A 23,694-nucleotide genomic window follows, 5' to 3' on the forward strand; every position below is an offset into this window, starting at 1 on the left:
TTCTCCCTTAATTCATCACTTCTGCAAGCGAGCCCTCATTTCGCTCTTGTATGCTTCAACGCCGGGCTGATCGAATGCGTTGATACCAAGTAGGTAACCACCAAATGCACAAGCGACTTCAAAGAAGTATACCAATTCTCCGTAGAGCGATTCGGCATCGCCGCGGGCCTCAATCCGGATATTCGGAACGCCGGCTTCGCTGTGGGCAATCATGACCGACTCGACGGCAACTTCCTGCAGCTTGTGGAACGAAACGTTCTCCAAATAGCGGTTCTTTTCATCCAATCCCACTGGCACTTTTAATTCTGGCGCATCATCGATAAACGCGTCGAGCACCGTTTCGACGAGCACCTTGCGCGAATCTTGAACGTACTGACCCATCGAATGCAAATCGGTCGTATATTGCAACATGGTCGGATAAAGTCCGATACCGTCTTTGCCTTGGCTTTCGCCGAACAACTGTTGCCACCAGCCGGCAAAATCAGCCACGCGCGGCTCATAGGTCACAAGTGCTTCGGCGACAAACCCTTGTTGATACAGCACGTGGCGTGCCAAGGCGTATTGTACCGCTGGATTGGCCGTGATCGCTACTTTCGCAAGCTGATCCCGCATATTGGCAGCTCCCTGCATCACCTTCCGGTAATCGACGCCAGCGAGTGCCATCGGCAACAACCCAACCGCCGACAAGACCGAATAGCGACCGCCGATATCGTCTGGAATCGGCAGCGTCGCGTACTTCTTCTCGTCCGCGTACGCGCGCAGGCTGCCCTTTTGCGCATCCGTGATGGCACAGATGCGAGCGGATGCCTCCGCCTCACCGTAACGCTTCTCTAAGTAGTCGCGGAACGTATGGAACACCGCCGACGGCTCCAGGGTCGTCCCAGATTTCGAAACAACCACCAAAGTGACTTCGCGGCTGTCCAGGTACTTTAAGAGATGAGCATGGTATGTAGGGCTGAGCTGTTGACCAGCGAAGATAACTTCGTGTTTGCCTTCTCTTGTAAACTCCGGTTGCACCATCGATAGGACCGAACGGGCACCCAGATACGAACCACCGATGCCGATGACGACCGTCACGTTCGACTTCGCACGGAAATCAGAGGCGATTTTGTCGATGTCCGCATACAACGACTCGTGATGATCGACAGGCCATGACATCCAGCCCTTACCGAATGCATCGCGATCGCGATTCTGCAATTCGCCGTAAGCAAACTCAGCAAGTGGTGCCAAACGCTTCTCATGTTCTTCAGTGAACCATTTTCTCACTTTTTCCAGATGCAGTTGAATCATTTCTGTCCCTCCTAGACCTAACGAATCTCCCTCAGTATCTTACCACAGTCGACAGTTATCCATTAGATTGCAAGACGATTCACCGCATGGATGCGAACACCGGACGCTTCCGAATATTCAATGATGTTCATGCACGCGTTCTCTTGTACGATCCGCCGATAATTGCGAGCGTCACTGCCAAGTAAGCCAACCAGCAACAGGCGATTAATGGTGTTGTGGGCGACCACGGCAATGTCACAATCGACGAACCGCTCAATAAGCCGAGAAAAGGCAGTCAGTACTTCTTGCTGGCGCTGCCCGATGTCCTCGCCGCCCGGAATGTTGACATCCGCGGGATCAGCGAGCCATTGCGCGTACATATCCGGATAACGTTTGTTGACCTCGGCGCGTGTCAACCCCTCCCAAGAGCCAAAACCCACCTCGCGAAAAGCCGGCTCGACATAAAGTGCTGCAGTCGCCAAATGCGGATGTGACTCCTGAATGGCCTTCGCCGTTTCTGCCGCTCGGCGCAAACCAGAGTGCACAAATGCATGTATGCGCACGCCCGCAAGCATTTGTGCGGCACAGCGGGCCTGCTGCCAGCCAAGTGCAGTCAGGCCGACGTCCGACGTGCCGCAAAACCGTTCGCCATCGGCGTTATAGACCGTCTGCCCATGGCGAAACAGGTAAACCATCATGCCCGCATCCTCCTTACGCCTGGGTATAAGTGTCTGCCGGTTGCTCGGCAATCCACCGGTTCGGCTTGCCTACACAGGCAATCCGCAGTTCGTGCATCGCCCGCGTACACGCCGTGTAAAACAGCTCTTGCTCAAACGCGCGCCGATACGCCGACGCTGATCCATCCGCGACGATCACGCCGTCAAATTCCACACCCTTAGCTAGATACGCCGGAACGACGGCAACTCCTGCAGAAAATGTACTCGTCGTTTTGTCAATCTGGCGCACATCGCAACCGACGAGCTTCAATTGCTCCGCCATCTGGCTCGCTTCTCGTTGCGTCCGGCAAATCACCGCGATGGACTGATATCCTTTACACCGGTACTCTTCAATCCAGGTGCGAATGAGTTGTACCTGATCATCAGGCGCGACCTGTTGCACAAGAGGCAACGGCCCTTCGCGATCAAACGGCACAATGGCTTCCCCATCCCTTGCCATGCCGCGTGTAAAGCGAACAATAGGCGCCGTCGAACGGTAGCTCTGCGTCAGCTCGATAGTCGTCAAATCCGGAAAGCTTTGCCGCAATTCATCGGCCATCGCCATCCCCGGGACGTGGGCGTAGATAGCTTGGTTTGGATCGCCAAGCAATGTCAGGCGGCTGCGGGGAAACAGGCGCCGGATAACGTGCAACTGTAGAGCAGAATAATCCTGTGCCTCGTCGATGAATACGTGGCGCATCGCCGTGTTGACGGCTTGGCCAAGTAACAACTCCTTTACATATAAATAAGGTGTACCATCTTCATACGGCAGTCGACGGTTCGCAATCGCTTGCGTGGTATACATGCACATGGATCGCCAAAGATCTGGAGCTACCTCAGAAGGAACCGAAAGCTGGCCTGCCAAGGCTTGCTCAAACCATTGTTGATAAATGGCTGGTACATCGACAAAGGCGAGGCGTTGAATGAACCTGCGAACGGGTTTTAGACGGCGATTAAGCAATATCTTTGCGAGTTCATCGCGCTCTGCTTGGTAATCGTCAAACGAATGCTTAGCGTGCCGACGCCTTTTTTCCACTTGTTTATGAGCTTGTTGATAATCCTCATCGGACATCAACTCCAGCTCATCTTCGACCCAATCGGCAGTCGCTTCCACCTCGGCAAATGCATCGAGACGTGCCAGCAACTCTTTTTGCACCGTCTCTATCCGCAGCGGCATCCGCCAGTGCGCCTCTGTCTGCGCGAAAATGGCTGCCACTTCATCCGCACTGACAACCGTTCGGTCCATGAACCGGATCGGCAAGAATCGCATACCGGAAACGGAAAGTTGTGATACATATTGATGAATGGCATCAGCAAAGGCTGGCGATGCCTTCCACGACGCGGAGAGCATCTGTATTTCGGCTTCTGGTCCATCCTCGAGGTTCAAAAGCCGCTCGAGCTGGTCAAAACCGTCCTCGACGACAAATTCACCATCTAGCCGCCGTTTCAGGTAATCGTAAAACGTCGTTTGTTCGATGTTTTGCTCGCCGAGTTCAGGCAACACATTGGCCACATACGAACTGAACAGGGGATTGGGTGAGAATAGAAGCATTTGACTGGCTTCTAAGCGCCCTCGATGCTTATAAAGCAGGTAGGCCGCCCGTTGCAACGCAGCTGACGTCTTGCCACTTCCGGCGGCACCGCGCACAATCAGGACTGGACTCGTATCATCGCGGATGACGCGATTCTGCTCGCGTTGAATCGTGGCGACAATGTTTTTCATCTTCGCATCCGCACGGCCGGACAGGGCATACATCAACAGCTCGTCGCCAATCGTAATGCCTGCGTCAAACATCGCAAAAATGGTGCCCCCGCGAATGACAAATTGGCGTTTCAGGGTCATCTCGCCGCGAATCTCGCCGCGTGGAGCTGCGAAAGCGACGGGACCAGGCGTATGGTCGTAGTACAAGCTGGCAATCGGGGCGCGCCAGTCGTAGACCAAAAATTCATCCGTCTCTTCGTCGCGAAACGAAGCAATACCAATATACACGCGCTCTGTTTCCGCCTCACCTTGCTCTCGAAAGTCGATCCGGGCAAAAAACGGCGACGATTTTTGCTTTTCCAGAACCTCTGCTGCCTCCGCCGCGCGGTGCCACCGTCGTTCGCGTTCGGCTAAGAGTTCCGCTTGCTGGCGGATCGCAAAGTGCGTTTCCACGAGATCGTCTGGGTTACTGACGTTGATCGTCACATCGTCCCAGAAATGCCGACGAATGTCGACCACCTCACCACGAACCTGCGACACATCAGCCTGCATTTGTACCAGCTTCGCTTCAATCCTCTGGACAACTTGGTTGACATACGCCTGTTCGCTAGCCCATTCCGGATGACGGCTCTCCTCATTTTCTTGCATCGGGTCTGCCTCCTTCTGCAATGAACATCAACCGTCTCTCTGGCGATGGCGAGAGACGGTTGAAAACGGTTCTCCGATCACGCTTGTAAAGTGGCCGGCTTGCCTGCCATGGCGCCTTTATAGCGCCTGCGGTACATAGCAGCAAAGAACACACAGGACAAGGCTAAAAAGACAATCCCATAAGCCATCAAGCGCCAGATGTCCGTCGTCATGGCAGTCGAATTGCCTCCGCCGATGATATACCGAAAGCCATCTACGGTATAGTGCATCGGTAGCCAGGGTCCCAACTTCTGAAAGAACTTTGGCGACAGCACGACCGGATAGGTCCCGGAACTGCTGGTCAACTGCAAAATCAACAGAATCACACCGATAAAACGTCCCGGGTTTTGCATGGCAGCGACGAAGAACAAAAGGATAGCGGCAAACACCAAACTCGTTAAGACAGAGAACAGTACAAACCAAACAGGATGTGTCGTGTGCACACCTAACCCTGCAAGTAGTACGAGGTCTGCAAGCAAAGCTTGCACGACTGCCATTGCACCAATCATGAGCCATTTGGAAGCAAACCAAGCGAAGCCGGACGACGGGATCGACGGTGGGTCGCGAAACGATATGATGACGCTCATGAGCAGTACACCGACGTAGAGCCCTAATGACAAAAAGTATGGTGCAAACCCGTTGCCATAGGTGTTGATGTTGCCCGCTTCGAGCTGGTGTACTCCTACCGGATCCGCAATGGCGTTGACGATCTGGGTGTGGTGCACGGTCGGCATCGATTGCGCAGCCGACTGCAAGTGTGACGCCAGCGTTTGGGCACCCGAAGTGACCGACGCGACGCCGTTCGTATAGCGTCCAATGCCCTGCCGCAAGCCCTGTGCACCGGAGGCCAAGCGTGCCGCTCCTCCCTGTAAACCGCTCATGCCAGCGGCCAGTTGACTTGCTCCGCGCGCGACCTTCTCGTCACCTACAGCAAGTTGCTGAGCACCGGAAGACGCCTTGTCGATCCCGGTGGTCAGAGCCTGACTCCCCTGTGCCACGGCTCCCGCACCACTGGCCAACTTTCGTGCATTTGCCGCAAGCGACTGGTTTGCCGATGCCACCTGGGCCGATCCGGCCGCGACTTGTTGGCTGGCTGTCAACAACGACTGAAACTGCGCGGACCCGGCCAACGCAGGATTCGCCTTCGCAAGTGCCGCGAGCCCGTCGGCAACCTGCTGCGCGCCGCCAGCCACTTGGCTCGCGCCCGTTGCAGCGCGATCGGCCCCAGTTGCCAACACCGCCGACCCTGACTGCAACTGCTTTGCTCCGGTCTGCACCTGCGCTGCACCTTGCGTCAACTGCGCCATGCCAGCGGCTAACTGCGTCGCCGCTTGCTGTGCTTTTGCCGCACCAGACGCAACTTGGCCTGCGCCGGTCGCCGCGGTTTGCAGATTGTTGGCGAGCCTTGTAGCTCCACTTTCCACCTGTTGTGCGCCACTCATCAAAGATCCGCTCGCCGCCTCTAGTTTGCCAGCCCCTGCGGCCACCTGGGATGCGCCTCTGCTCGCGGCGCGAATCCCGGCTTGCGCCGAAACCAGACCGCTGACCACATTCTCCGCGTACGATCTCGCCAACTGGCTCGCCGTTTGCTCTTCCAACTTGACCATCGCGTTACGTCCAACAATGCCCGCAATGTAGTTATGTCGATCGTTCGTGACACTTTGGATGGTTGGCTGTGGTGCACCTGGCTGCGTCGCCGCGTTTGCCGCCTCTTGCGAAAAGTTGGAGGGAATCGTGATCGTCATGATATACGTTCCATTCACCATGCCTTGTTCTGCCTCTTTGGCATTGACGATCCGCCAACCTAAGTTATGATCCGTTTTCAAGCGGTTGACCATCTGCGCACCGGCGTCGATACGCTTGCCATCGAGCGTGGCACCACGGTCTTCATTGACCACGGCAACCGGCAATCGTTCAAGGTGCCCATATGGATTCCAAAACGCCCATAAAAACGTAGCCGCATATAATACAGGAATCAGCAGGATTCCGAAAACCTGAATTCGGTTGCGCCAACTTCGCAAGTTCGAGGACCATTCCTGACCAACAGTTGCCCAAAATCCTCCTGTCTCCATACTCCCCCTCCTTCGTCCCTTGCTCATTCTGTCTTGGCGACTTTGGATGAATTCCGCAGACCGTCTGCAAAAAGTTGATGAAACAGGAGAATGAGGTTTTCGTTGGAGAGGGGTTCATGCGTATCTGCCCAATCGTTGACCAATGTCGTATACGTGCGCATCAGAACAAACGCAACGAGCTCAGGATCACAGGGCTTCACATCCCCTTCCGCGATGCCTCGTTCCAGATATCCTTTCAAATAGTCGACTATCGAATGCTCAACGTGTCGCAACCCGGCGCGGGCAGGCTCTGTTCCAAATTGCCGGACTTCCTGCGCTAACTTGGCGAATACGGCGTGTTCCTGACGAAAGGCGACGACCCGACGCAACCCGCGCTCCAAGTTATCGAAGAAGTCCGCGTTTGGCCGCAACTCCGCCTCTACGGCCTCGCGCAGATGGGTGATTAATTCTTGCAACATATTCCCGAATAGCGCTTCCTTACTCGGAAAATGAATGTAAATTGCACCCTTGCTAATCCCTGCTAGACGGGCCACCTGATCCATCGTCGTCGCTTTATAGCCAAACTCGGAAAATGCTTGTTTTGCAGCCGTCGCAATCTTCTCGCGTAAATCCATCATGCTCACTCCCTTCCAGTGGATTGACCAAAATCCGAATTTGGTCACTTAGTCAAAAAAGAGTATACGACGGGGCATGCATAAGGTAAAGCGCGGCATCCAAAAGGGATTGCACCTTGGGCCAAGAAATATAATCAAGAGGAGGGATGCGAGTGGAAACCGTTTTATTGACAGGGTTTGAGCCGTTTCAAGGAGAGGTCCTTAATCCCTCGTGGGAAATTGCTCGCACACTAAGCGGCGAAACGCTGGCAAACCGCTTTCGAATTGTCGCCAAGCGCCTGCCGACGGCATTTTCCACGGCGGCAGACGAATTGTACAGCGCAATCGAGAGTGTTCACCCACGTGCTGTGATCTGCCTGGGTGAAGCCGGGGGCCGCACACAACTGACGCCAGAGCGTGTAGCCATAAACATCATCGACGCGCGCATTCCAGACAATCAAGGCGCACAACCCCAGGACGAACCCATTAGCCAAGACGGACCTGTCGGATACTTCTCTTTGCTCCCACTGCGGCCGATGGTCGAAGCTATCCAGGCTGTCGGTGTGCCCGCGGCGATTTCCGATACCGCCGGTACGTTCGTCTGCAATTATGTGTTTTACACCTTAATGCATCACATTCACACGCATAACCTGCAAATTGCCGGAGGCTTTATGCACGTACCCTATATGACGGAACAGGTGCTCGCAAAAAAGGCGCCCGGTTTGCCGCTCGACTTGATGGCGAAAGGTGTGCGTGCCGCCGTCGAAGCCGTCGTGCAAAGTTTTCCCGAGCGCCCGACTTTGATGTGCTAAGGGTTTGTTAAAAGAGTGCTTATAAAATGGCGATAGCGCCGTCCGCACGCGGCTCTGTACCGCCTGCAAGGACGCTATGGCCATCGCGCCAGATGATTTGTCCACGTCCAAACGGCGTGGGGTCATCCGTAACCTCGATATCGTGCCCTCTATCCACAAGCTTTTGAATGGCCTCAATACCCAACGCCCGTTCGACCAGGACGTGCTTCCCGCTCATCCATTGCCAACGCGGCGCATCCAGAGCGGCTTGGGGATTGTGGCCTAAATCGAGGGCTTGGCTCAGTACTTGGACATGCCCCTGAGGCTGCATAAAACCGCCCATGACCCCAAACGGGCCAACCGCCTTGCCACCCCTCGTCAAAAAGGCAGGAATGATGGTATGGTATGGACGCTTGCAAGGGGCGAGCGCGTTGGGATGACTGGGATCCAAGCTGAAGTTGTGCCCACGATTCTGCAGAGACACGCCCGTGCCTGGCACGACGATTCCAGAGCCAAAGCCCATATAGTTGCTTTGAATGAAGGACACCATGTTACCCTCGCCGTCCGCTGTGCACAAATACACAGTACCACCCGGCTGCGGCCGCGAAGGGGGCAGCATGAGGGCCTCGCTCGTGATGCGCGATCGCAACCCAGTGACGAAGTCCTCCGCCAAGAGCTCACTTGGTGAGCGGCGCATCGCCGCTGGATCCGCTATTTCGGCAAGACCTACCGAAAACGCGAGCTTGATGGCCTCGATTTCCACGTGGGCACGCTCTTCCGGCGACATGGCAGAGATGTCGAGTCCCTCGAGAATCGCGAAGGCCATCAGGGCAACAATGCCCTGACCGTTTGGTGGTAACTCCCACACGTCATAACCTCGATAGCGAACAGAGAGTGGCTCGACCCACTCGGGTGCGAATGCAGCGAGATCGGAAGCGCGCAACAAACCACCTGTCTCGTGTGCAAAGCGGTCGATCCGCGCAGCAATCTCACCCTCATAAAACGCGCGCGCCCCGCTTTCCGCAATGGCCTTAAGCGTTTGCGCCGCGTCGGGATTGCGGAAACAGGCACCGGCTTGTGGGGGAGCGCCGCCGGGAGCAAAAAGCTTGAAAAACGGGTCGTGTACAGCTCCGCGGAGGCGGCTCTGGTACGCCTCGACCGCACGGCGCCAATTCACCGACGTGACAGGGGCCACCGGAAATCCGTCCGTTGCATAGGCAATGGCCGGTGCAAGCGCTTCCCGCAAAGAGACGCGACCGAACCGCTCGGACAGTGCCGCCCAAGCGCCTGGAGCGCCTGGCACCGTCACCGGCAGCCAACCGTGTGTCGGCATCTCGGCCATCCCCCGCGCCGCAAGCGCATCGAACGATAGTAAGGCAGGAGATCTGCCACTGCTATTAAGTCCGTACATCTTCCCGTCATGCCAGACGATTGCAAACGCGTCGCTGCCAATGCCGTTTGACGTCGGCTCGACAATGGCCAACGCAGCGGCGGCCGCCACCGCCGCGTCCACGGCGTTGCCCCCACGGCGTAAAACTTCCACACCCGCCGCGGATGCGAGCGGCTGCGACGTCGCAACCATGCCGCCGCGCGCATAAACGACTGTGCGCCGAGACGGATATGGATAATGTGTTCCATCCAACGAAAGGCTCCCCATCCCTATGCCTCCCTGCACGTGATCGCTCAGGCGTTTCCGTTTGCCCAACGACCCTTGCGAAATACCGGTACTGTATTACCGTCAAACAACTCCGCATCGATATCGAGATCGGCCGAACCAATCATGAAGTCGACGTGCATCAAGCTATCGTTTAGTCCGCGGCCTTCCCATTCGCTCGCCGGGAGACCATGACCGCCTTCAACGAGCGGATACGCGCGCCCGATAGCGAGATGACAGGACGCGTTCTCGTCGAACAACGTGTTATAGAAAATCTGGTTCATTTGCGCGATGGGCGAATCGACCGGAACGAGAGCAACTTCGCCAAGATAATGACTACCTTCGTCCGCCTCAATGATACCCCGCAACGCATCCTGCCCCTTCTTTGCATGATACTCGACAATGCGTCCATGCTCGAAGCGCAGGCGAATCCCCTCAATCAGAGATCCGTTGTGATTAAGCGGCATCGTGCTGGAGACCGTGCCGTGCACACCTGTCTTTTTCGGCGCCGTGTAGACTTCTTCCGTTGGGATGTTGGCGACAAACCGCACGCCCTTTTGATCTGGATGGCCAGCCGCTGCAAAATAGTGGCCCTCCGCAAGCTCAATGGCCAAATCCGTGCCAGGTGCACGATAATGCAGTGTTTTGATGCGCAAGTCGTTTAGCCACTTGGCGCGCCGCTGCAGATTTTGAATATGGTGCTCCCAATCGGCAATCGGATCGTCTCCGGTCGATCTCGCTGCTTTTAAGATGTCTTGCCAAAGTGCGCCGACCCTTTCAGACTTCGGCAGTTCCTTGTGCACAACATCCGCCCATGCGGCCGTCGGTGCCGACGCCAGCGTCCAGCGATGCATGTCGTTGGTGCGCTCATTATCAAAGGCACGGAACGTCTCACGAATGGATCGCTCTGCCACTTCCACGCGATCCGCCGGCACACCATTGTATAGATTCGGGTCGCTTGCCGGGATGGCAATATACGCAGCACCAAGCCCCGCGAGTTTCTCGACCCATTGCAACTGCCACTTCGCGCGCTCTCGCAAGAGGTTGAGATCACCCCGCGCCACCGTTTCACGCTGCCACCATTCATCGCCCCAATCGACCTGTACGAAACTCGCGCCAGCATCGTAAGCTGCCGCCACGAGTTTGCGTGCAAACTCGACGTGCTCCGGGTATACCTGTCGGCGTCCATAACCAATCACCAAGGGCTGCCCCGGCTGCAAATTGACGCCGATACGAACGATGAGATCGGCGTATTTCCGTTGTAAATCTGCCATGATGTGTCCGCCCCTTTTACCGATGCTGAACTGCTGCGCTTCACGAACGCCCTGCACTCACTATAACAAATTTGCCTATTTTACGAGACCTTTACGGAAAAGCAATCGATGATTGATGAGCGTTTCACAAACCATGCGTACACTCAAGGCCGGATCGAATTTTGCTATGAGCAAAGGGGGCATTCGATTGAGCAGGGCTCTTCCAGGCGTCCTCAAAAGCCAACCTCGTGCGCGCCAACAGACAGCGCGGAAAGTCCAGTCTTCGATCCACGGCTGGATCATGATCTTGCCCGCGCTGGTATTCTTGACGCTCTTTGTGTTCATTCCCATGGCATATGTCGTCTATCTGAGCATGTTTCAATCCAACTTTCTCACTCCAACGATGAGGTTTGTCGGCTGGGAAAACTACTATCACCTGTTGACCGCACCCGACTTTGGCCAAGCGCTGACCAACACCGTAGGGCTCGCCGCAGGCATGGTGTTCTTATCGTTGCCTCTTGCGCTCGCCCTCGCCATATTGGTGAACATGCGGCTTTCGGGTACCAGCGTCTACCGTACCGTCCTTTTCGGGCCATATGTCATCCCTTTAGTCGGATCAGGCCTCATGTTCACCCTGCTGTTCAACACCGACGGCGGGCTTGTCAACCGGATCGTCGAGATATTTGGGGGCCATCCCATCGACTGGCTTGGCGGTGGCCAATCCGCACTCCTGTCGGTTCTCATCCTCTCGATTTGGCAGTATACGGGCTACTACATGCTCGTCTTTCTGGCGGGCCTACAGAATGTACCCCAACACCTGAAGGAATCCTGCCGGGTCGACGGCGGCGGCCTATGGTCAACGCTACGCCATGTTACGCTACCCGCGTTGGCCCCAAGCCTGTTCTTTGCCATCGTCGTCTGTCTCATTCAGACTTTTCAGACATTTGACCAAGTCTACGTCATGACCGGAGGCGGTCCCGATGGAGCCTCCACCACGCTTGCCTATTACATCTTTGAGAAGGGGTTTCAAATGTACGACATCGGCACATCGTCCGCTGCCTCGGTCGTCCTCTTTGCAATGCTAGCACTTTTAACCTGGCTGCAAGTCTCTTTCAGCAATCGCTGGGTGGGGGATGAATCGTGATGAATGCGAAACGCCTGCGACTTCGACTCACTCACAGCGGAGTGCACATCGTCCTGATTATCCTATGCGCTGTATGCATCACCCCGCTGTTTTGGATGATCCGCACGGCACTTGCACCAAGCGCCGACATCCTCTCGTCGCATTTATGGCCCAACCACCTGGCCTTCGGCAACTTCGTCACTGCTTGGCACGCTCAGCCGTTTCTCTTGTTTTTAGGCAACAGCTTGCTAACCAACGCCACGATTGTCGCGTGTCAACTCGGAACATCAGCCCTCGCGGCATACTCGCTCGTCTTTATTCCCTATCAAGGCAAGCGCTTGGTTTTCTTCACCACTCTGCTCGCCATGATGGTGCCAATGCAGGCAACCTTCGTCCCCATCTACAGCATGCTTTCGACATTCCATCTCATCAACACCTACGGCGCGCTCATTCTTCCCTTCGTCGGGTCTGCATTCGGCATTTTCCTGATGCGCCAAGGTTTCCTTTCGATCCCGAAGGAAATGGTGCAGGCTGCACGCGTCGACGGTGCAACTGAATGGCAGATTCTCGTGAACATTGTCCTACCTCATGCGAAGCCAACCGTTGCAACTCTTGTGTTGCTCAACTTCGTATACCACTACAACAGCCTGTTCTGGCCGCTCATCGCGACCAACACGAACAACATGCGTGTCGTTCCGGTCGCACTGTCGTACTTCCTGACTCAGGACGCCGGTCAATCTCTGCAATGGAACCTTGCCATGGCATTCGACGTATTTGCGATAGCCCCTGTCGTGATCCTATTCCTGCTTGGCCAACGTTATTTCGTACAAGGTGTCACAGGCGTTTCTTTGAAAGGCTGAACAATACGACACGCTAGCATCCATACACATACAATAAGGAGTGTATTGACGAATGAACAACATCAGGCGCGCACTCGTCTATTTCGGAGTGTTATGCACAGCGGGGACACTCGCCACCGGTTGTGGTACAACGAACATTGCGACAAAAGCGAATACGGTCTCAGCAGCACACATATCCGACCAATCCGTCATGGGAGCGGCGAGCCGGAATCCCATCACCATTGCCTTCTGGTACGGCGTCAGCAACAACCTAAGTAACGACATTCAACAAATGGTTGCCGAATTTAACCGTACACACCCGAACATTCGAGTCATCGCTACGTACGAAGGTAGCTATTCGGGGGGCGGCGAGGAACAGCAAAAGCTCCTCGCGGCCATCAAAGCAAGCGACCCGCCGGCCATTGCTCAAATCGAGGTTCATGCGATGCCGGTGTTTGCTGCCAGTGGCCAATTGGTAGACCTCACTTCCCTGTTGAGGACGAGTTCCATTGACAAACCAAGCAACTTCCTGGATGGCATTCTCGTCTCAACACAGTATCAGGGCCGCTACTATGGCGTGCCGTTTAATCGCAGCGTTCCCGTGCTCTATTATAACGAGACGCTGTTTCGGCAAGCTGGCATCACTCGGCCACCGACGAACTGGCCGCAACTTATGGCAGACGCCAAAGCCCTGACGAAGGGCGCAGGCAGCCACAAAATATACGGTTTTGCGCCGCTTGTCGACTGGTGGCCGTGGGAATATGCGGTCTTATCGAGCGGTGGAACCATTCTCTCGCACAACCTGACGGAAGCGACATTTGCCAAGCCCAATGCCTTGACCATCTTGAATGCACAAGCCCAGTTGGTCAAAGAAGGCGATGCCAAAGTCGAGGCTGGCCCAAATACGTGGGATCTCATGACACAGGATTTCATGAATGGCGAAGTAGCTATGGATATTGACTCGATTGGAAGCGCCAGCAAGGTTGCGTCGGGCGTCGGATCGAAATTTAGCTGGAACACGGCGTTGCTACCGCGCGGGAAGACGCTCGCTGTGCCTCCTGGCGGTGGCGATCTCGCCATTCTCAAAGGCGTGTCCCCGGCCCAACAACAGGCTGCCTGGACGTTTATTCAGTGGTGGACTGCTCCTGCACAATCCGTCAAATGGTCAATAGAAACGGGTTATCTGCCTGTGCAGAAAGCCGATTTAGCGAACAGAACATACATGTCATTCATTTCCAAACACCCACAATACAGGACCGCAATTGACGAATTGAAGTACGAGCAATCCCCACCTGCATCGCCAGCGTACCTCGCGGTGCTCGAACAAGTGCAACAAGCCCTGGAAGGCATCTTTGATGAAGGAAAACCTGTGGCACCAACGATGGAACAAACGGCGGAACAGGTGAACCAAAACTTAGGCTAACAAGACCTCGTCAGCCCGTGGAGGATGAATCATGAACATACAAGAATGGCTACAAGCGGACGACCTGGTATGGATCGCCCATCGCGGCGCAAAGTCGGAATGCCCCGAAAATACCCTACCTGCGTTCACGCGAGCTGTAGCGATGGGTGCCGATATGATCGAGCTCGATGTGCGTTCGGCCGGCGATGGCTCACTCATCGTTCTCCACGACGCAACTTTGGAACGGACGACCAATGGTCAAGGCGCCGTCAGTGACATGACACTTGCACAAATCCGCCAGTACGATGCCGGTGCCTGGTTCGACCAACGATTTCAAGGTACGGTCATCCCGACGCTGGACGAAGTACTCGTCACACTGCCGCACACATGTTTGAACATCGAGCTAAAAACTGGACCTGCCGAGCGTACCCACGCACTCGTCCGCAGCGTATTAGGCTGTATCTACCGTCATGGAGCAGCCGGACGTGTCCTTTTGTCATCTTTTGATCATACCGCGCTCGCCGCGGTGCGTTCACTGGATCCGACTATCGCCTTAGGCGCCCTCTTCGTGGGTCGTCTTTGGCCTCCCTTCGATCTCGCTGAGACCTTGCGCCTTGACAGCCTGCACCCAGACGTTGAACACCTTGATCCCCAGTTCGTGGCGCAAGCCAAAGCACAGGGTTATGCGGTATTCGCTTGGACCGTGCGCAGCAAAAAGGCCTTATCGCTTTGCCTTCAAGCAGGCGTCTCGGGCGTCATTCTTGACGATTTGACGTATAAAGAAACCGCATCTTCGTCCGTCTGATACAGTGGGTAATGGCCAACTCGAGGCCTAGATGACGCTGACAGAAACAAACGATTGGGATACCTATTTAAGTAAGGGCGGCTGCTTCACAGCCGCCCTAACAATTGCCTCGCCACGTGTACACCGCTACTCGCGGCCTGTGAAATTCCCCTGGAAATGCCCGGGCCATCCCCCGCACAATACAGGCCGTCGATGTGCGTCTGAAGATCCTTTCCAACTTCTGCGCGAGCCGCGTAAAATTTTGCTTCGACCCCGTAGAACAAAGTGTGATCGCTCGCGATACCCGGGGTTACCTTGTCGAGTGCCTCAATCATCTCTTGCAGCGCCAACATAGTCTTATACGGCAGAACAAGGCCGAGATCACCCGGTACCGCTTCCTTCAGAGTCGGTTCGACAAAGCCCTCCCGAATGCGCTGCTCTGTGCTGCGGCGACCTTTGCGAAGATCCCCATACTTCTGAACGATGATCGAACCATTGGAAAGTTCGTTCGCTTGACGACAAATGCTTTTTGCGAATTCGTTCGGTCGATCGAAGGGTTCGGTGAAGCGATGGCTGACCAACAGCGCAAAGTTGGTATTGTGGGAGCCGAGCGCCGGATCGTGATATGCGTGACCATTTGCTGCCATGACACCTGTGTGGTTTTCAACGACAACATGGCCCGACGGGTTGCTACAGAACGTGCGCACCATAAGACCTGTTGCCGGCGATTGATAAAGAAACTTCCCCTCGTAGAGATGGTCGTTGATCTCTTGCATGACAACGTTGCTCGTTTCCACACGAACACCGATGTCCACCTGATTGTTGGTCATCCGCAGTTTGTGGCGCCGGAACAAATCGGACAACCAGGTCGCACCGTCGCGTCCTGGTGCGAGAAGAACGAACTTTGCGCGAACTTGCTCGCCACCGCGCAGGACGACCCCCGCAATTCGCTCCCCCTCGACAAGCAAATCTTCCACAAATGTGCGGAAGCGAAGATCAATATGTTTTGCGAGGTAATCGAAAATCGAGTTCATCAATTCGAGATTCATGTCCGTTCCAATGTGACGCACCCGTGCGCGCAACAACTTAAGGCCCGCAGCCATAGCCCGCCGCTCAATGGCCGCAACTGCCGGTGTCGAGGGATCCGTGATGACATCTGGGGCACCATGCTTCAAGTTGATGGCATCGACGTACTCGATCAACGATAAAACCTCGGATGATGGCAGGTATTCTGTGAGGTATCCGCCAAATTCGGCCGTGATGTTGAATTTCCCATCGCTAAAGCTGCCTGCGCCACCCGCGCCATTGATGACGCCACATGCTGGCCAACAACTTGCATACGTCTTGATTTTGTTCGCAGGTGGGCACTTGTCAATACGGCCGTCCATAATCGGACAATGCCTGTATTTCGCCTCGACGCCTTTATCAATCATCAGCACCTTTGCCTGGGGCGCCTTTTCCGCCAACTCGTACGCCGCATAGATACCCGCAGGTCCAGCACCAACGATAATCACGTCATAGTTGTCCGCCACGCAAATTCCCCCTGTTCGGCGGCTGATCGTCCGCAATAAACAAACGAAACATCCCGAACATTAATGTTAAACATAATCAAATTGTTCGGATGAATAACCTTCGTCATTATAGCGGTTACAGCGCTAAGGTCAAGGGGGCCAATGTGGTTTGACAATCGAACATACGTTCTGTATAGTGGCTTTTAACCAGTGTAGCGGAGGTCATTAGGATGCGGAGAGTGTACATATCTGGACCCATGACAGGTTTGCCCGACTTGAATCGTCCAGCATTTCTGGAGGCGGCCAAAAAACTGCGCAGTTACGGCCACGAGGTCATCAATCCCGCCGAGGTGTGTAGCTCTGACGAATCGTGGCCGAGTGCAATGCGCAAGGACATCCGTCTGCTGATGGATGCCGATTGCATCGTTACGTTGCCCGGTTGGGAACATTCGCGTGGTGCACGACTTGAAGTGTATGTGGCGAGCCAACTCGAGATGCCAGTCTACTCGATGTCGACATTCTTGCGCCTTTGTACACACGCCATTGAGGAGGTTGGCGTGCGCCAGCTTGCACTGGATTTATAGGGAAGATTTGCGGGTAGGATGGAAATTAGAAGTTAGGGGGTATGCATCAACCCGTCGACGTCGGGATGAAAGTAATGTTTGCGACAGACGGATTTGTACAAATCGTTGCCGCCAACCTCAATTTGTTCGCCCGCATACACCGGTTTGCCGTCTTTGACTTTTAAAATCATCGTCGCTTTGCGGTCACACCCAGGATTCGCGCAAATGGTCTTGATTTCTTCAATGCGGTCAGCCCATAAAATGGCCGCTTCACTGCCTTCAAACAAGTGATTGCGATAATCTTTCAACAAGCCGTACGCGATAACAGGAATGTCAAGATCGTCCGCGATACGAGCCAATTGACGGACATGGTACGCGCGCAAAAACTGAACTTCATCGACGAGAACACAGTCGGCAGGATCTCCCTTGACGATTTCATACAGGTTGGTACCATCATCGACGACGATGGCTTGTTTCGCAATGCCGACGCGCGACGCAATCACGCCTCGGCCGTAGCGGTCGTCCACGGCCGGTGTGAACAATGTCACGCGCTTCCCCTGTTCCTCGTAACTGTGCGCAACGGTCAACAATTGAATCGATTTACTCGCATTCATCTGCCCAAACCGATAATACAATTTGGCCAAGTTACAAGATCTCCTTTTATTTCAAACTACATAGTATCCGCTAATGCAATCCAATCGTCCGGACGGATGTTCGCCAGCTCAAGGGATAAATCCCAAAGCCTTTTGGCGGCATCGACATCGTATGACGCATCGCTAGAGCGAACAATGCCTGGGTAACCACGCATACCGCCCACAGGACCGATATATTCGCCGCCAACCAGATCCGGATGCGTCGCCGCGTACAGCGTCGGTAAGGCTCCCATCTCACTCGGTTGAGCAAAGCGATTCACCCACCGCGCAAACGGCCGAACCCATGTGGACTTTGCAAACATCCCGTTGTCGAGCAACGATGTCGCCGCGAAACCTGGATGCGCAGCGATGCTTTGTAGCGCCAATCCCCGACTTTGCACACGCCGTTGCAACTCGTAGGCAAACAACAGATTGGCTAACTTGCTTTGCGCATAACTGGCAAACCGACGATACCTTCCATCTCCACAAAGGTACGGAATATCCAAGGCTTTAGCCATGGTGTGCGCCATGCTACTCACCGTGACAACACGTGCACCCCGCCCCTTACAAAGCGCCGGTAAAAGGCGCAACGTGAGTGCGAAATGTCCGATATGGTTCGTGCCAAATTGCAATTCCAGGCCTTGCTTCGTCCTTTGATAAGAAGGCGCCATGACCCCCGCATTATTTACAAGCAGGTTAACCTTTCGTTCCCTCTCCATCACTTCATCGGCAAACGCCTGCACCGATGGCAAATCGGCGAGATCGATCCGCATGACGGCCACGTCCGCCTGTGGGGCCTCCGCAAGGATGCGATTCTTGGCTGCTGCTCCACGTTCTACACTGCGCACGGCCAATATGACCCTCGCGTGCCGAGCGGCTAAGACCTTCGCCGCTTCCCAGCCTATGCCGCTATTTGCGCCCGTCACAATCGCGGTCATCCCCCGCATGCTGGGCATGTTGTCTATCGTCCAGTCCATGGCGGCCCTCCTACCCTCACCGGCAGTTTGGCAAATCACCATCTTATACTACTGCAATCCACCCCTGACGGATAGACTGGAAAATGAACACCCGTGCATACCAGCACAATCCCGCGCTACAATGGCGACTGTCTATGCAAGACCCAGAAAGGAAGAATTGCCGTGCACGATTGGTTGACCATCGTTCTCGTTGCATGCGTCATCACCTCAGCGCTCCTCGGCTTCGCGCGCGGTTTTACTCGCGAACTACGAACCACCATCGCGCAGGTCATGAACATCGTCGTCGCCTGCTTGTCGGGTTGGCTCGCCTGGCACCTTAGCGCATACATCCGACACTGGATGACCCATCCGGAGAGCATGGTTCACTTGCCAAAATGGATCACACACCTCGCCACAGCTTGGCAACAAGCGCCGCGCGTCGGCAACCTGATCTGTTTTGCCGTACTCTACCTTATTCTGTCTAATTTGCTCATGACGTTGGTGCGTCCCCTATGGGGCATCACCTTTTCCATATCCCAACGCAAACCGGGCATCTTCGGACGCATGGGTGGCAGCGGCGTCGGCGCCATCGCAGGTGCGCTTCGTGCTGCAGCGCTAGGCGCATGCATTTTTCTTGCAAACCAATACTTGTCGCTACCTGCCCTGGCGCGAGCAGCAAACGCCTCGACACCCTACATCATGCTTGAACGCGATGTCTACAAACCGTGGTTACAACCGTTTGCCACTCGCGAGTTGCCCGTGCTTGCGCAAGGCGCTCTGCATCCCATCGCCGAAAACATTTCGCTGTTTGCGATCCCGACTCCAGGCTCCTCATCGGAGACTGGCATCCTGATTGTGCCAAAACCGGTTGCTACAAAAGCCTTGCAGATCACAAAAGGCGATTCGACGCCGGAACAAAAGGCCAAGGCATTGTACGAATGGGAAATTCACCACATCTCATACGACTGGGCCAAATATGACGACTATGTGTATCACGGTAAATGGGATGCACAATCGCCGTTGCAGACTTTGAAAACCGGCAAAGGTGTCTGTGCCGATTTTGCTCTGTTGTATGCCGATATGGCCCACGCCTGCGGACTCACTGTGCGCATCGACGAAGGCTTAGGTGGTACCGCAGGTGACGAAGGCAGCCATGCCTGGAATGAGGTTTACCTCCCCGCAGAGCATCGCTGGATCCTCATCGATACCACCTGGGGCTCAGAGCAAGATGACTGGTTCAACGTACCGCCTGCACAATTTGACCAAACCCATCAAACCGAGACGTCTATCACCTTTTATGCCTCACCTTGAACGGCCCTATCAATCAGCGGCAGGCACATCCGCATGCGCGTGCCGCCAGGGCCACTGTCGACCACTTCTATCGTGCCTCCGTGCGCTATGGCAACCAAACCACTAAAGGTTAAACCAAGACCAAGACCGTTTTTCTTCGTAGAACTATAGGGCATGAAAATAGTATCCCAACGTTCCTTCGGAATGCCTACCCCGGTATCGACAACATCCACGTGCAACTGTTCCCCTTCGACCTTCGTTTCGAGCCGCACTTGCCGTACCGGCGCGGATTCCGGTATCGCATCCATCGCGTTTTTCAGTAAATTGACAATGGCTGCAAACACCTTATCTGCGTCGATCTCTAGCTCGACCTTTGCCATGGCTGTGCGATCATCGAGAACCAACTGGATGTGTTTACTTTCCATCATCGGTCGACACATCCCCGCTGCCTCCCTCGTAATGGCCAAGACGTCCGCACGTTTGACAGTCAGCCGACCATGCTTGAGGAAGTTTGTGAACTCACGGGAAACGCGGTTTGCGTATGCAGAAGCCGAATGCATTCGGTCGAGGATTTCCACCGCCTTGCTATTCAAGCCTGGTTGCACACGCGGTAACAGCTCCGACATCTGGCGGATCGCCGCCAATGGGGTACCCAACTCGTGCACCAACGCATGGGTGGCCATCACGAGATAATCCATGCCCTTGCCGCGTTCGCGCATTGAAAGTTCACGCAGATAATCAACCAATTTGCGCGACATTTCATTGACGTGATCGGCCAATACACCAATCTCGTCCGAGCGGCGGACCTGCAGCTGCGCTTCGAAGTTGCGATCCGCAATCTCGTCCACAGCCTTTGTAATCCGGCGTAGCGGTTTGGTAATTAGATCCGCCCCCAAGTAGCTGAGCAACGCAGTCGCGACAAGCAATACGGCAGAAACGATGACCAGGTTGTGAATAAGAATCGTCAAAGTGCTGCTGATGGCACGATAATCAGTGACCACTTCGACGACGTAGCGCGTGCCATGGACGCTCTGTGGAATAAATGTCTTTAGCACTTTGCGCCCGGATACATGATCGATCACGCTTACCGTCCGATTCGACGTGAGGGCTTCGTTTTTTGCTTTCACGTCAACGGCCGGGTTGCGATATTTGTACTCGCCGTACATCACCGGCTCATTGGCAACGTCGACCCAAAAGGTGCCGTGGTAAGAATAGCGAATCGGTGCTTGCCCGAACGTGCGATTCAGCACAGCGATACAAAGAACGTCCGAATCAGAATCCAGAATATGGCGAATCGCTGTATTCACGCCAACGTCCTGTTCGTAACCGGGAATCGACGTCGAGACATAGAACGGATCGATAATGTAGTCGGTACGTCCGTCGTAGTAGTACCCCCACTTATCGACTTTAGAAGGATCCGATGTGGCATTGGAGAACGGGCCTGACCAGTAATTCTGCTCCGCCATGCCATAGGTGGATGCCTGTGGACGCCCGGCCAAAAGATCGCGAAAGGCGATGTACCATTTGCCCATGCCCTTTGTCGAGAGGCCAATTTCGCGGGGATCTGTGGACCGAACACCGACAATGTCGTCGGCGGTCGGCTGAAACAAGGTGATACCACTGACTCCCAACTGCGCCGCGAGCCGCTTTAGCTGGCTGTTGGTGACGTCTGCCACACGTGGCGGTAGCTGCTCCTCAATGGCGATGGAAGCGATGCGCAATTCATTGCCAAGCAAATTGTCGATATACGCCTCGCCTGTCCGCGAGGCCGCAATCTCAAGGTCAATTTGTTGCGCGAGTAATTCCGTCTGTTTCACCGCGTTGTTCAACAACTGTGCTCGCGTCGTACTATAAAATAACGTGTCACTGAGAAGCGCGATGAGCAACATGGCACCAAACAGGATGGCCATGATTTTATAACGCAAAGAAAAGCGGACACGAGTCCGACGTTCCACGTGATCCCCAACTCCCTCCGTACTTGCCCATAGCATAGCAGGCTCGATTGGGATCTGTGGACTCTATGATTTACTGGGTGTAGAACCTACTGGAAGCCACTTCAAAATGTCATGAAGACTCAATGGCCGGCTGAATCGGTAACCTTGGAAGACGTCACAGCCGCGCTCGCGCAACCAGGTATAGTGCAAATCCGTCTCGACGCCTTCGGCGACCACGATGGCACCAAGGTGATGAGCGAGGTCAATGATGCTAGAGACAATGATTTCGCATTTGGGATCTAGCCCGATGCCGCGCACAAACGACTGGTCTATTTTGAGGATATCCGGTGCGAGATCGCGAAAATAGCGAAAGGACGAATAGCCTGTACCAAAATCGTCAATGGCCAGCAGGTGTCCACTATCTTGAAGCGACTGTAGCACGGATAGACGCCGCCCAGAGTCGGCGAAAACGCTTTCTGTCACCTCGAATACGATCCGCCGTGGCGGTATTCCATAGTTGCCCAACACAGCTTGAACATTCCGTAAAAAGTCGGGATGATCTAGTTGGCGTACAGAGCAGTTCACAGAAATAGGGATGTTCGCCATAGCGAGTACGTCGTTGTGCACCAAATCGCGGCAGACGACACCCAAGACCCGCAAACCCAGTTTGTGGATGAGGCCAAGTTCTTCTGCAATAGGGATGAACGTCCCTGGCGAGCACGGAAATCTCGGTTCATGCCAGCGTGCCAAGGCTTCAGCACCGACGATACGCCCGGTGGCGTCAACCTTGGGCTGATACGCCACGCCAATTTGCCCTTTATCGAGGGCCTCCATCAATCGAAAATACAGCGCATGCTTCTCTTCCATGCCGCGCTTCAAGCTCGGTGTATACCACGTGCTGTTCAGCGACGCTTCTCCTGCGCTATGCAGGGCAAGTAACGACTGGTGTAAAAGTTCGACAAAAGCTACTTTCGTCCCATCCTCCGATTCATCCGGAACAGCGACGCCAAATCTGGCCTGCAGGCGAAAGTTAAACTCTCTGACACGTATGGGTTGCTCGACTAGGAAAGTAAGAAAGTTAAGGACCGTTGCGTCAATCGTTCCCGTTCGCAGTGCCACGACAAATTCGTCTGCTGCCACCCGTGCGACGTACGACTTAGGTAGTGCCCTCTGCACGCGCATTAAAAGATTGGTGAAGGCCTCGTTCATGACCTCGTCTCCGTAACTATCCCGAAGACCGATGAACTTGTTCAACCCAACCGCCACCACTGCGACCTGAGCACCCTTTTGACTTTGCAACGACATAAGCTTAGCGTGCAACCAATGCTCGTTTGGAAAGCCTGTCCCACTGTCGAAGTATGAGCGGTCCATCAACTTGCGCCATGCACCCATGCGTTCGCCATACGGCCTACATGTGAACATCCAAAAGCGCTTGTCGCCGACAGTAAATGGATTCGCTGCAACTTCAAACGACACCGCGCTTCCATCCCTGTGCACGTACGGCATTTCCACAGGCAGAGACACCTCGCCCTGCTTGCAGATCTCGCTTACAATGTGGTGTCCATCTGGATGTACGATGCATAATCCACTTTGCCCAAGAAGTTCAAGCGGCTCATAACCCAATTCCCGGCACAGCACATCATTCACGGCGGCAATCGACAGCAGGCGGCCAGATCCGTCTTCAATGCATACATATACCGCCTCTGGCAGATACCGAATTACGCAGTGTGCACTCAGAATATCTCTAAACCCCTGATGCGTATAAAACGTACCATCTTGCCGAACCCCAAACGAATCCATGGTTCGCGCATCGCCGGTGCGCTGTTGCGTCATAACGTTCCTCCCAAGGAGATCCGCCATCAGTTCTACTTGTCAACCCTTTCGACACAGTTCGAGCAACTTCCTCTCTCGACACTCTGCGAT

General features: G+C 54.8%; 19 protein-coding genes. 7 read left to right on the forward strand and 12 right to left on the reverse strand.

Features of this window, described 5'->3' with window-relative positions; all coding sequences use genetic code 11:
* Positions 1-15 precede the first annotated feature (15 nt).
* The 5 genes from BLU70_RS06420 to BLU70_RS06440 form a co-directional block, all read right to left on the reverse strand.
* Entirely contained in the window at positions 16-1,290 is a 1,275-nt protein-coding gene (locus BLU70_RS06420) for a glucose-6-phosphate isomerase (RefSeq protein WP_074692751.1), read from the reverse strand.
* Between the two features lie 62 nt (positions 1,291-1,352).
* Complete coding sequence (locus BLU70_RS06425) at positions 1,353-1,967, reverse strand: histidine phosphatase family protein (RefSeq protein ID WP_074692752.1); 615 nt, start codon at positions 1,965-1,967, stop codon at positions 1,353-1,355.
* Between the two features lie 13 nt (positions 1,968-1,980).
* Positions 1,981-4,335 (reverse strand): RNA polymerase recycling motor HelD, encoded by a 2,355-nt coding sequence (gene helD / locus BLU70_RS06430; protein ID WP_074692754.1) that lies wholly within the window; start codon positions 4,333-4,335, stop codon positions 1,981-1,983.
* 77 nt (positions 4,336-4,412) lie between these two features.
* Positions 4,413-6,446 (reverse strand): YhgE/Pip domain-containing protein, encoded by a 2,034-nt coding sequence (locus BLU70_RS06435; protein ID WP_074692757.1) that lies wholly within the window; start codon positions 6,444-6,446, stop codon positions 4,413-4,415.
* 23 nt (positions 6,447-6,469) lie between these two features.
* Entirely contained in the window at positions 6,470-7,060 is a 591-nt protein-coding gene (locus BLU70_RS06440; RefSeq protein ID WP_074692759.1) for a TetR/AcrR family transcriptional regulator, read from the reverse strand.
* Between the two features lie 146 nt (positions 7,061-7,206).
* Here BLU70_RS06440 and pcp point away from each other — a divergent pair, with 146 nt between their 5' ends.
* Positions 7,207-7,851: a pyroglutamyl-peptidase I gene (gene pcp, locus BLU70_RS06445; RefSeq protein WP_052012178.1), complete on the forward strand. Its 645-nt coding sequence runs from the start codon at positions 7,207-7,209 to the stop codon at positions 7,849-7,851.
* 19 nt (positions 7,852-7,870) lie between these two features.
* Here pcp and BLU70_RS06450 read toward each other — a convergent pair whose 3' ends face one another.
* A complete protein-coding gene (locus tag BLU70_RS06450; protein WP_074692762.1) occupies positions 7,871-9,487 on the reverse strand; it encodes a gamma-glutamyltransferase family protein in 1,617 nt (538 codons plus the stop codon).
* A 26-nt stretch (positions 9,488-9,513) separates the two neighbouring features.
* Entirely contained in the window at positions 9,514-10,758 is a 1,245-nt protein-coding gene (locus BLU70_RS06455) for an aminopeptidase (protein ID WP_074692765.1), read from the reverse strand.
* Positions 10,759-10,945: 187 nt separating this feature from the next.
* Between BLU70_RS06455 and BLU70_RS06460 the strand changes: the two genes are divergently transcribed.
* The 4 genes from BLU70_RS06460 to BLU70_RS06475 are packed head-to-tail and all read left to right on the forward strand — an operon-like array spanning position 10,946 to position 14,906.
* Entirely contained in the window at positions 10,946-11,881 is a 936-nt protein-coding gene (locus tag BLU70_RS06460; RefSeq protein ID WP_244885128.1) for a carbohydrate ABC transporter permease, read from the forward strand.
* Positions 11,881-12,720 (forward strand): carbohydrate ABC transporter permease, encoded by an 840-nt coding sequence (locus BLU70_RS06465; protein WP_244885136.1) that lies wholly within the window; start codon positions 11,881-11,883, stop codon positions 12,718-12,720. Before BLU70_RS06460 ends, BLU70_RS06465 begins: the two co-directional genes overlap by 1 nt.
* A gap of 52 nt (positions 12,721-12,772) precedes the next feature.
* Entirely contained in the window at positions 12,773-14,122 is a 1,350-nt protein-coding gene (locus BLU70_RS06470) for an ABC transporter substrate-binding protein (RefSeq protein ID WP_244885129.1), read from the forward strand.
* A 31-nt stretch (positions 14,123-14,153) separates the two neighbouring features.
* Positions 14,154-14,906: a glycerophosphodiester phosphodiesterase gene (locus BLU70_RS06475; RefSeq protein ID WP_040288221.1), complete on the forward strand. Its 753-nt coding sequence runs from the start codon at positions 14,154-14,156 to the stop codon at positions 14,904-14,906.
* A gap of 86 nt (positions 14,907-14,992) precedes the next feature.
* On the opposite strand, the gene BLU70_RS06480 is transcribed toward BLU70_RS06475, so the two are convergent.
* The gene (locus tag BLU70_RS06480) at positions 14,993-16,417 is read right to left on the reverse strand and encodes an NAD(P)/FAD-dependent oxidoreductase (protein WP_006445442.1); all 1,425 of its coding nucleotides are present in this window, start codon (positions 16,415-16,417) and stop codon (positions 14,993-14,995) included.
* 209 nt (positions 16,418-16,626) lie between these two features.
* On the opposite strand from BLU70_RS06480, the gene BLU70_RS06485 reads away from it, so the two are divergent.
* Complete coding sequence (locus BLU70_RS06485; protein WP_040288222.1) at positions 16,627-16,980, forward strand: DUF4406 domain-containing protein; 354 nt, start codon at positions 16,627-16,629, stop codon at positions 16,978-16,980.
* A gap of 32 nt (positions 16,981-17,012) precedes the next feature.
* Here the strand turns inward: BLU70_RS06485 and BLU70_RS06490 are convergent, their stop codons facing one another.
* Positions 17,013-17,603: a thymidine kinase gene (locus tag BLU70_RS06490; protein WP_006445444.1), complete on the reverse strand. Its 591-nt coding sequence runs from the start codon at positions 17,601-17,603 to the stop codon at positions 17,013-17,015.
* A 26-nt stretch (positions 17,604-17,629) separates the two neighbouring features.
* Entirely contained in the window at positions 17,630-18,568 is a 939-nt protein-coding gene (locus tag BLU70_RS06495) for an oxidoreductase (protein ID WP_074692771.1), read from the reverse strand.
* Positions 18,569-18,730: 162 nt separating this feature from the next.
* On the opposite strand from BLU70_RS06495, the gene BLU70_RS06500 reads away from it, so the two are divergent.
* Complete coding sequence (locus BLU70_RS06500; RefSeq protein ID WP_074692774.1) at positions 18,731-19,858, forward strand: transglutaminase-like domain-containing protein; 1,128 nt, start codon at positions 18,731-18,733, stop codon at positions 19,856-19,858.
* Here the strand turns inward: BLU70_RS06500 and BLU70_RS06505 are convergent.
* Both BLU70_RS06505 and BLU70_RS06510 read right to left on the reverse strand, forming a co-directional pair.
* A complete protein-coding gene (locus BLU70_RS06505) occupies positions 19,843-21,792 on the reverse strand; it encodes a sensor histidine kinase (RefSeq protein ID WP_244885130.1) in 1,950 nt (649 codons plus the stop codon). The two genes, BLU70_RS06500 and BLU70_RS06505, sit on opposite strands and share 16 nt — an antisense overlap.
* 63 nt (positions 21,793-21,855) lie before the next feature.
* Complete coding sequence (locus BLU70_RS06510) at positions 21,856-23,604, reverse strand: bifunctional diguanylate cyclase/phosphodiesterase (RefSeq protein WP_052012151.1); 1,749 nt, start codon at positions 23,602-23,604, stop codon at positions 21,856-21,858.
* Positions 23,605-23,694 lie beyond the last annotated feature (90 nt).

Origin of the sequence: Alicyclobacillus hesperidum, assembly GCF_900107035.1 — a bacterium.
In the GTDB taxonomy this organism is placed as follows: domain Bacteria; phylum Bacillota; class Bacilli; order Alicyclobacillales; family Alicyclobacillaceae; genus Alicyclobacillus; species Alicyclobacillus hesperidum.

What these genes read in the sequence shown, in the direction of transcription:
- BLU70_RS06475 (WP_040288221.1), top strand. Translation starts at nt 14,154, where the DNA reads ATGAACATACAAGAATGGCTACAAGCGGACGACCTGGTATGGATCGCC.
- BLU70_RS06440 (WP_074692759.1), bottom strand. Translation starts at nt 7,060, where the DNA reads ATGGATTTACGCGAGAAGATTGCGACGGCTGCAAAACAAGCATTTTCC.
- pcp (WP_052012178.1), top strand. Translation starts at nt 7,207, where the DNA reads ATGCGAGTGGAAACCGTTTTATTGACAGGGTTTGAGCCGTTTCAAGGA.
- BLU70_RS06435 (WP_074692757.1), bottom strand. Translation starts at nt 6,446, where the DNA reads ATGGAGACAGGAGGATTTTGGGCAACTGTTGGTCAGGAATGGTCCTCG.
- BLU70_RS06510 (WP_052012151.1), bottom strand. Translation starts at nt 23,604, where the DNA reads ATGACGCAACAGCGCACCGGCGATGCGCGAACCATGGATTCGTTTGGG.
- BLU70_RS06450 (WP_074692762.1), bottom strand. Translation starts at nt 9,487, where the DNA reads ATGGGGAGCCTTTCGTTGGATGGAACACATTATCCATATCCGTCTCGG.
- BLU70_RS06425 (WP_074692752.1), bottom strand. Translation starts at nt 1,967, where the DNA reads ATGATGGTTTACCTGTTTCGCCATGGGCAGACGGTCTATAACGCCGAT.
- BLU70_RS06495 (WP_074692771.1), bottom strand. Translation starts at nt 18,568, where the DNA reads ATGGACTGGACGATAGACAACATGCCCAGCATGCGGGGGATGACCGCG.
- BLU70_RS06455 (WP_074692765.1), bottom strand. Translation starts at nt 10,758, where the DNA reads ATGGCAGATTTACAACGGAAATACGCCGATCTCATCGTTCGTATCGGC.
- BLU70_RS06485 (WP_040288222.1), top strand. Translation starts at nt 16,627, where the DNA reads ATGCGGAGAGTGTACATATCTGGACCCATGACAGGTTTGCCCGACTTG.
- BLU70_RS06470 (WP_244885129.1), top strand. Translation starts at nt 12,773, where the DNA reads ATGAACAACATCAGGCGCGCACTCGTCTATTTCGGAGTGTTATGCACA.
- helD (WP_074692754.1), bottom strand. Translation starts at nt 4,335, where the DNA reads ATGCAAGAAAATGAGGAGAGCCGTCATCCGGAATGGGCTAGCGAACAG.
- BLU70_RS06465 (WP_244885136.1), top strand. Translation starts at nt 11,881, where the DNA reads ATGAATGCGAAACGCCTGCGACTTCGACTCACTCACAGCGGAGTGCAC.
- BLU70_RS06420 (WP_074692751.1), bottom strand. Translation starts at nt 1,290, where the DNA reads ATGATTCAACTGCATCTGGAAAAAGTGAGAAAATGGTTCACTGAAGAA.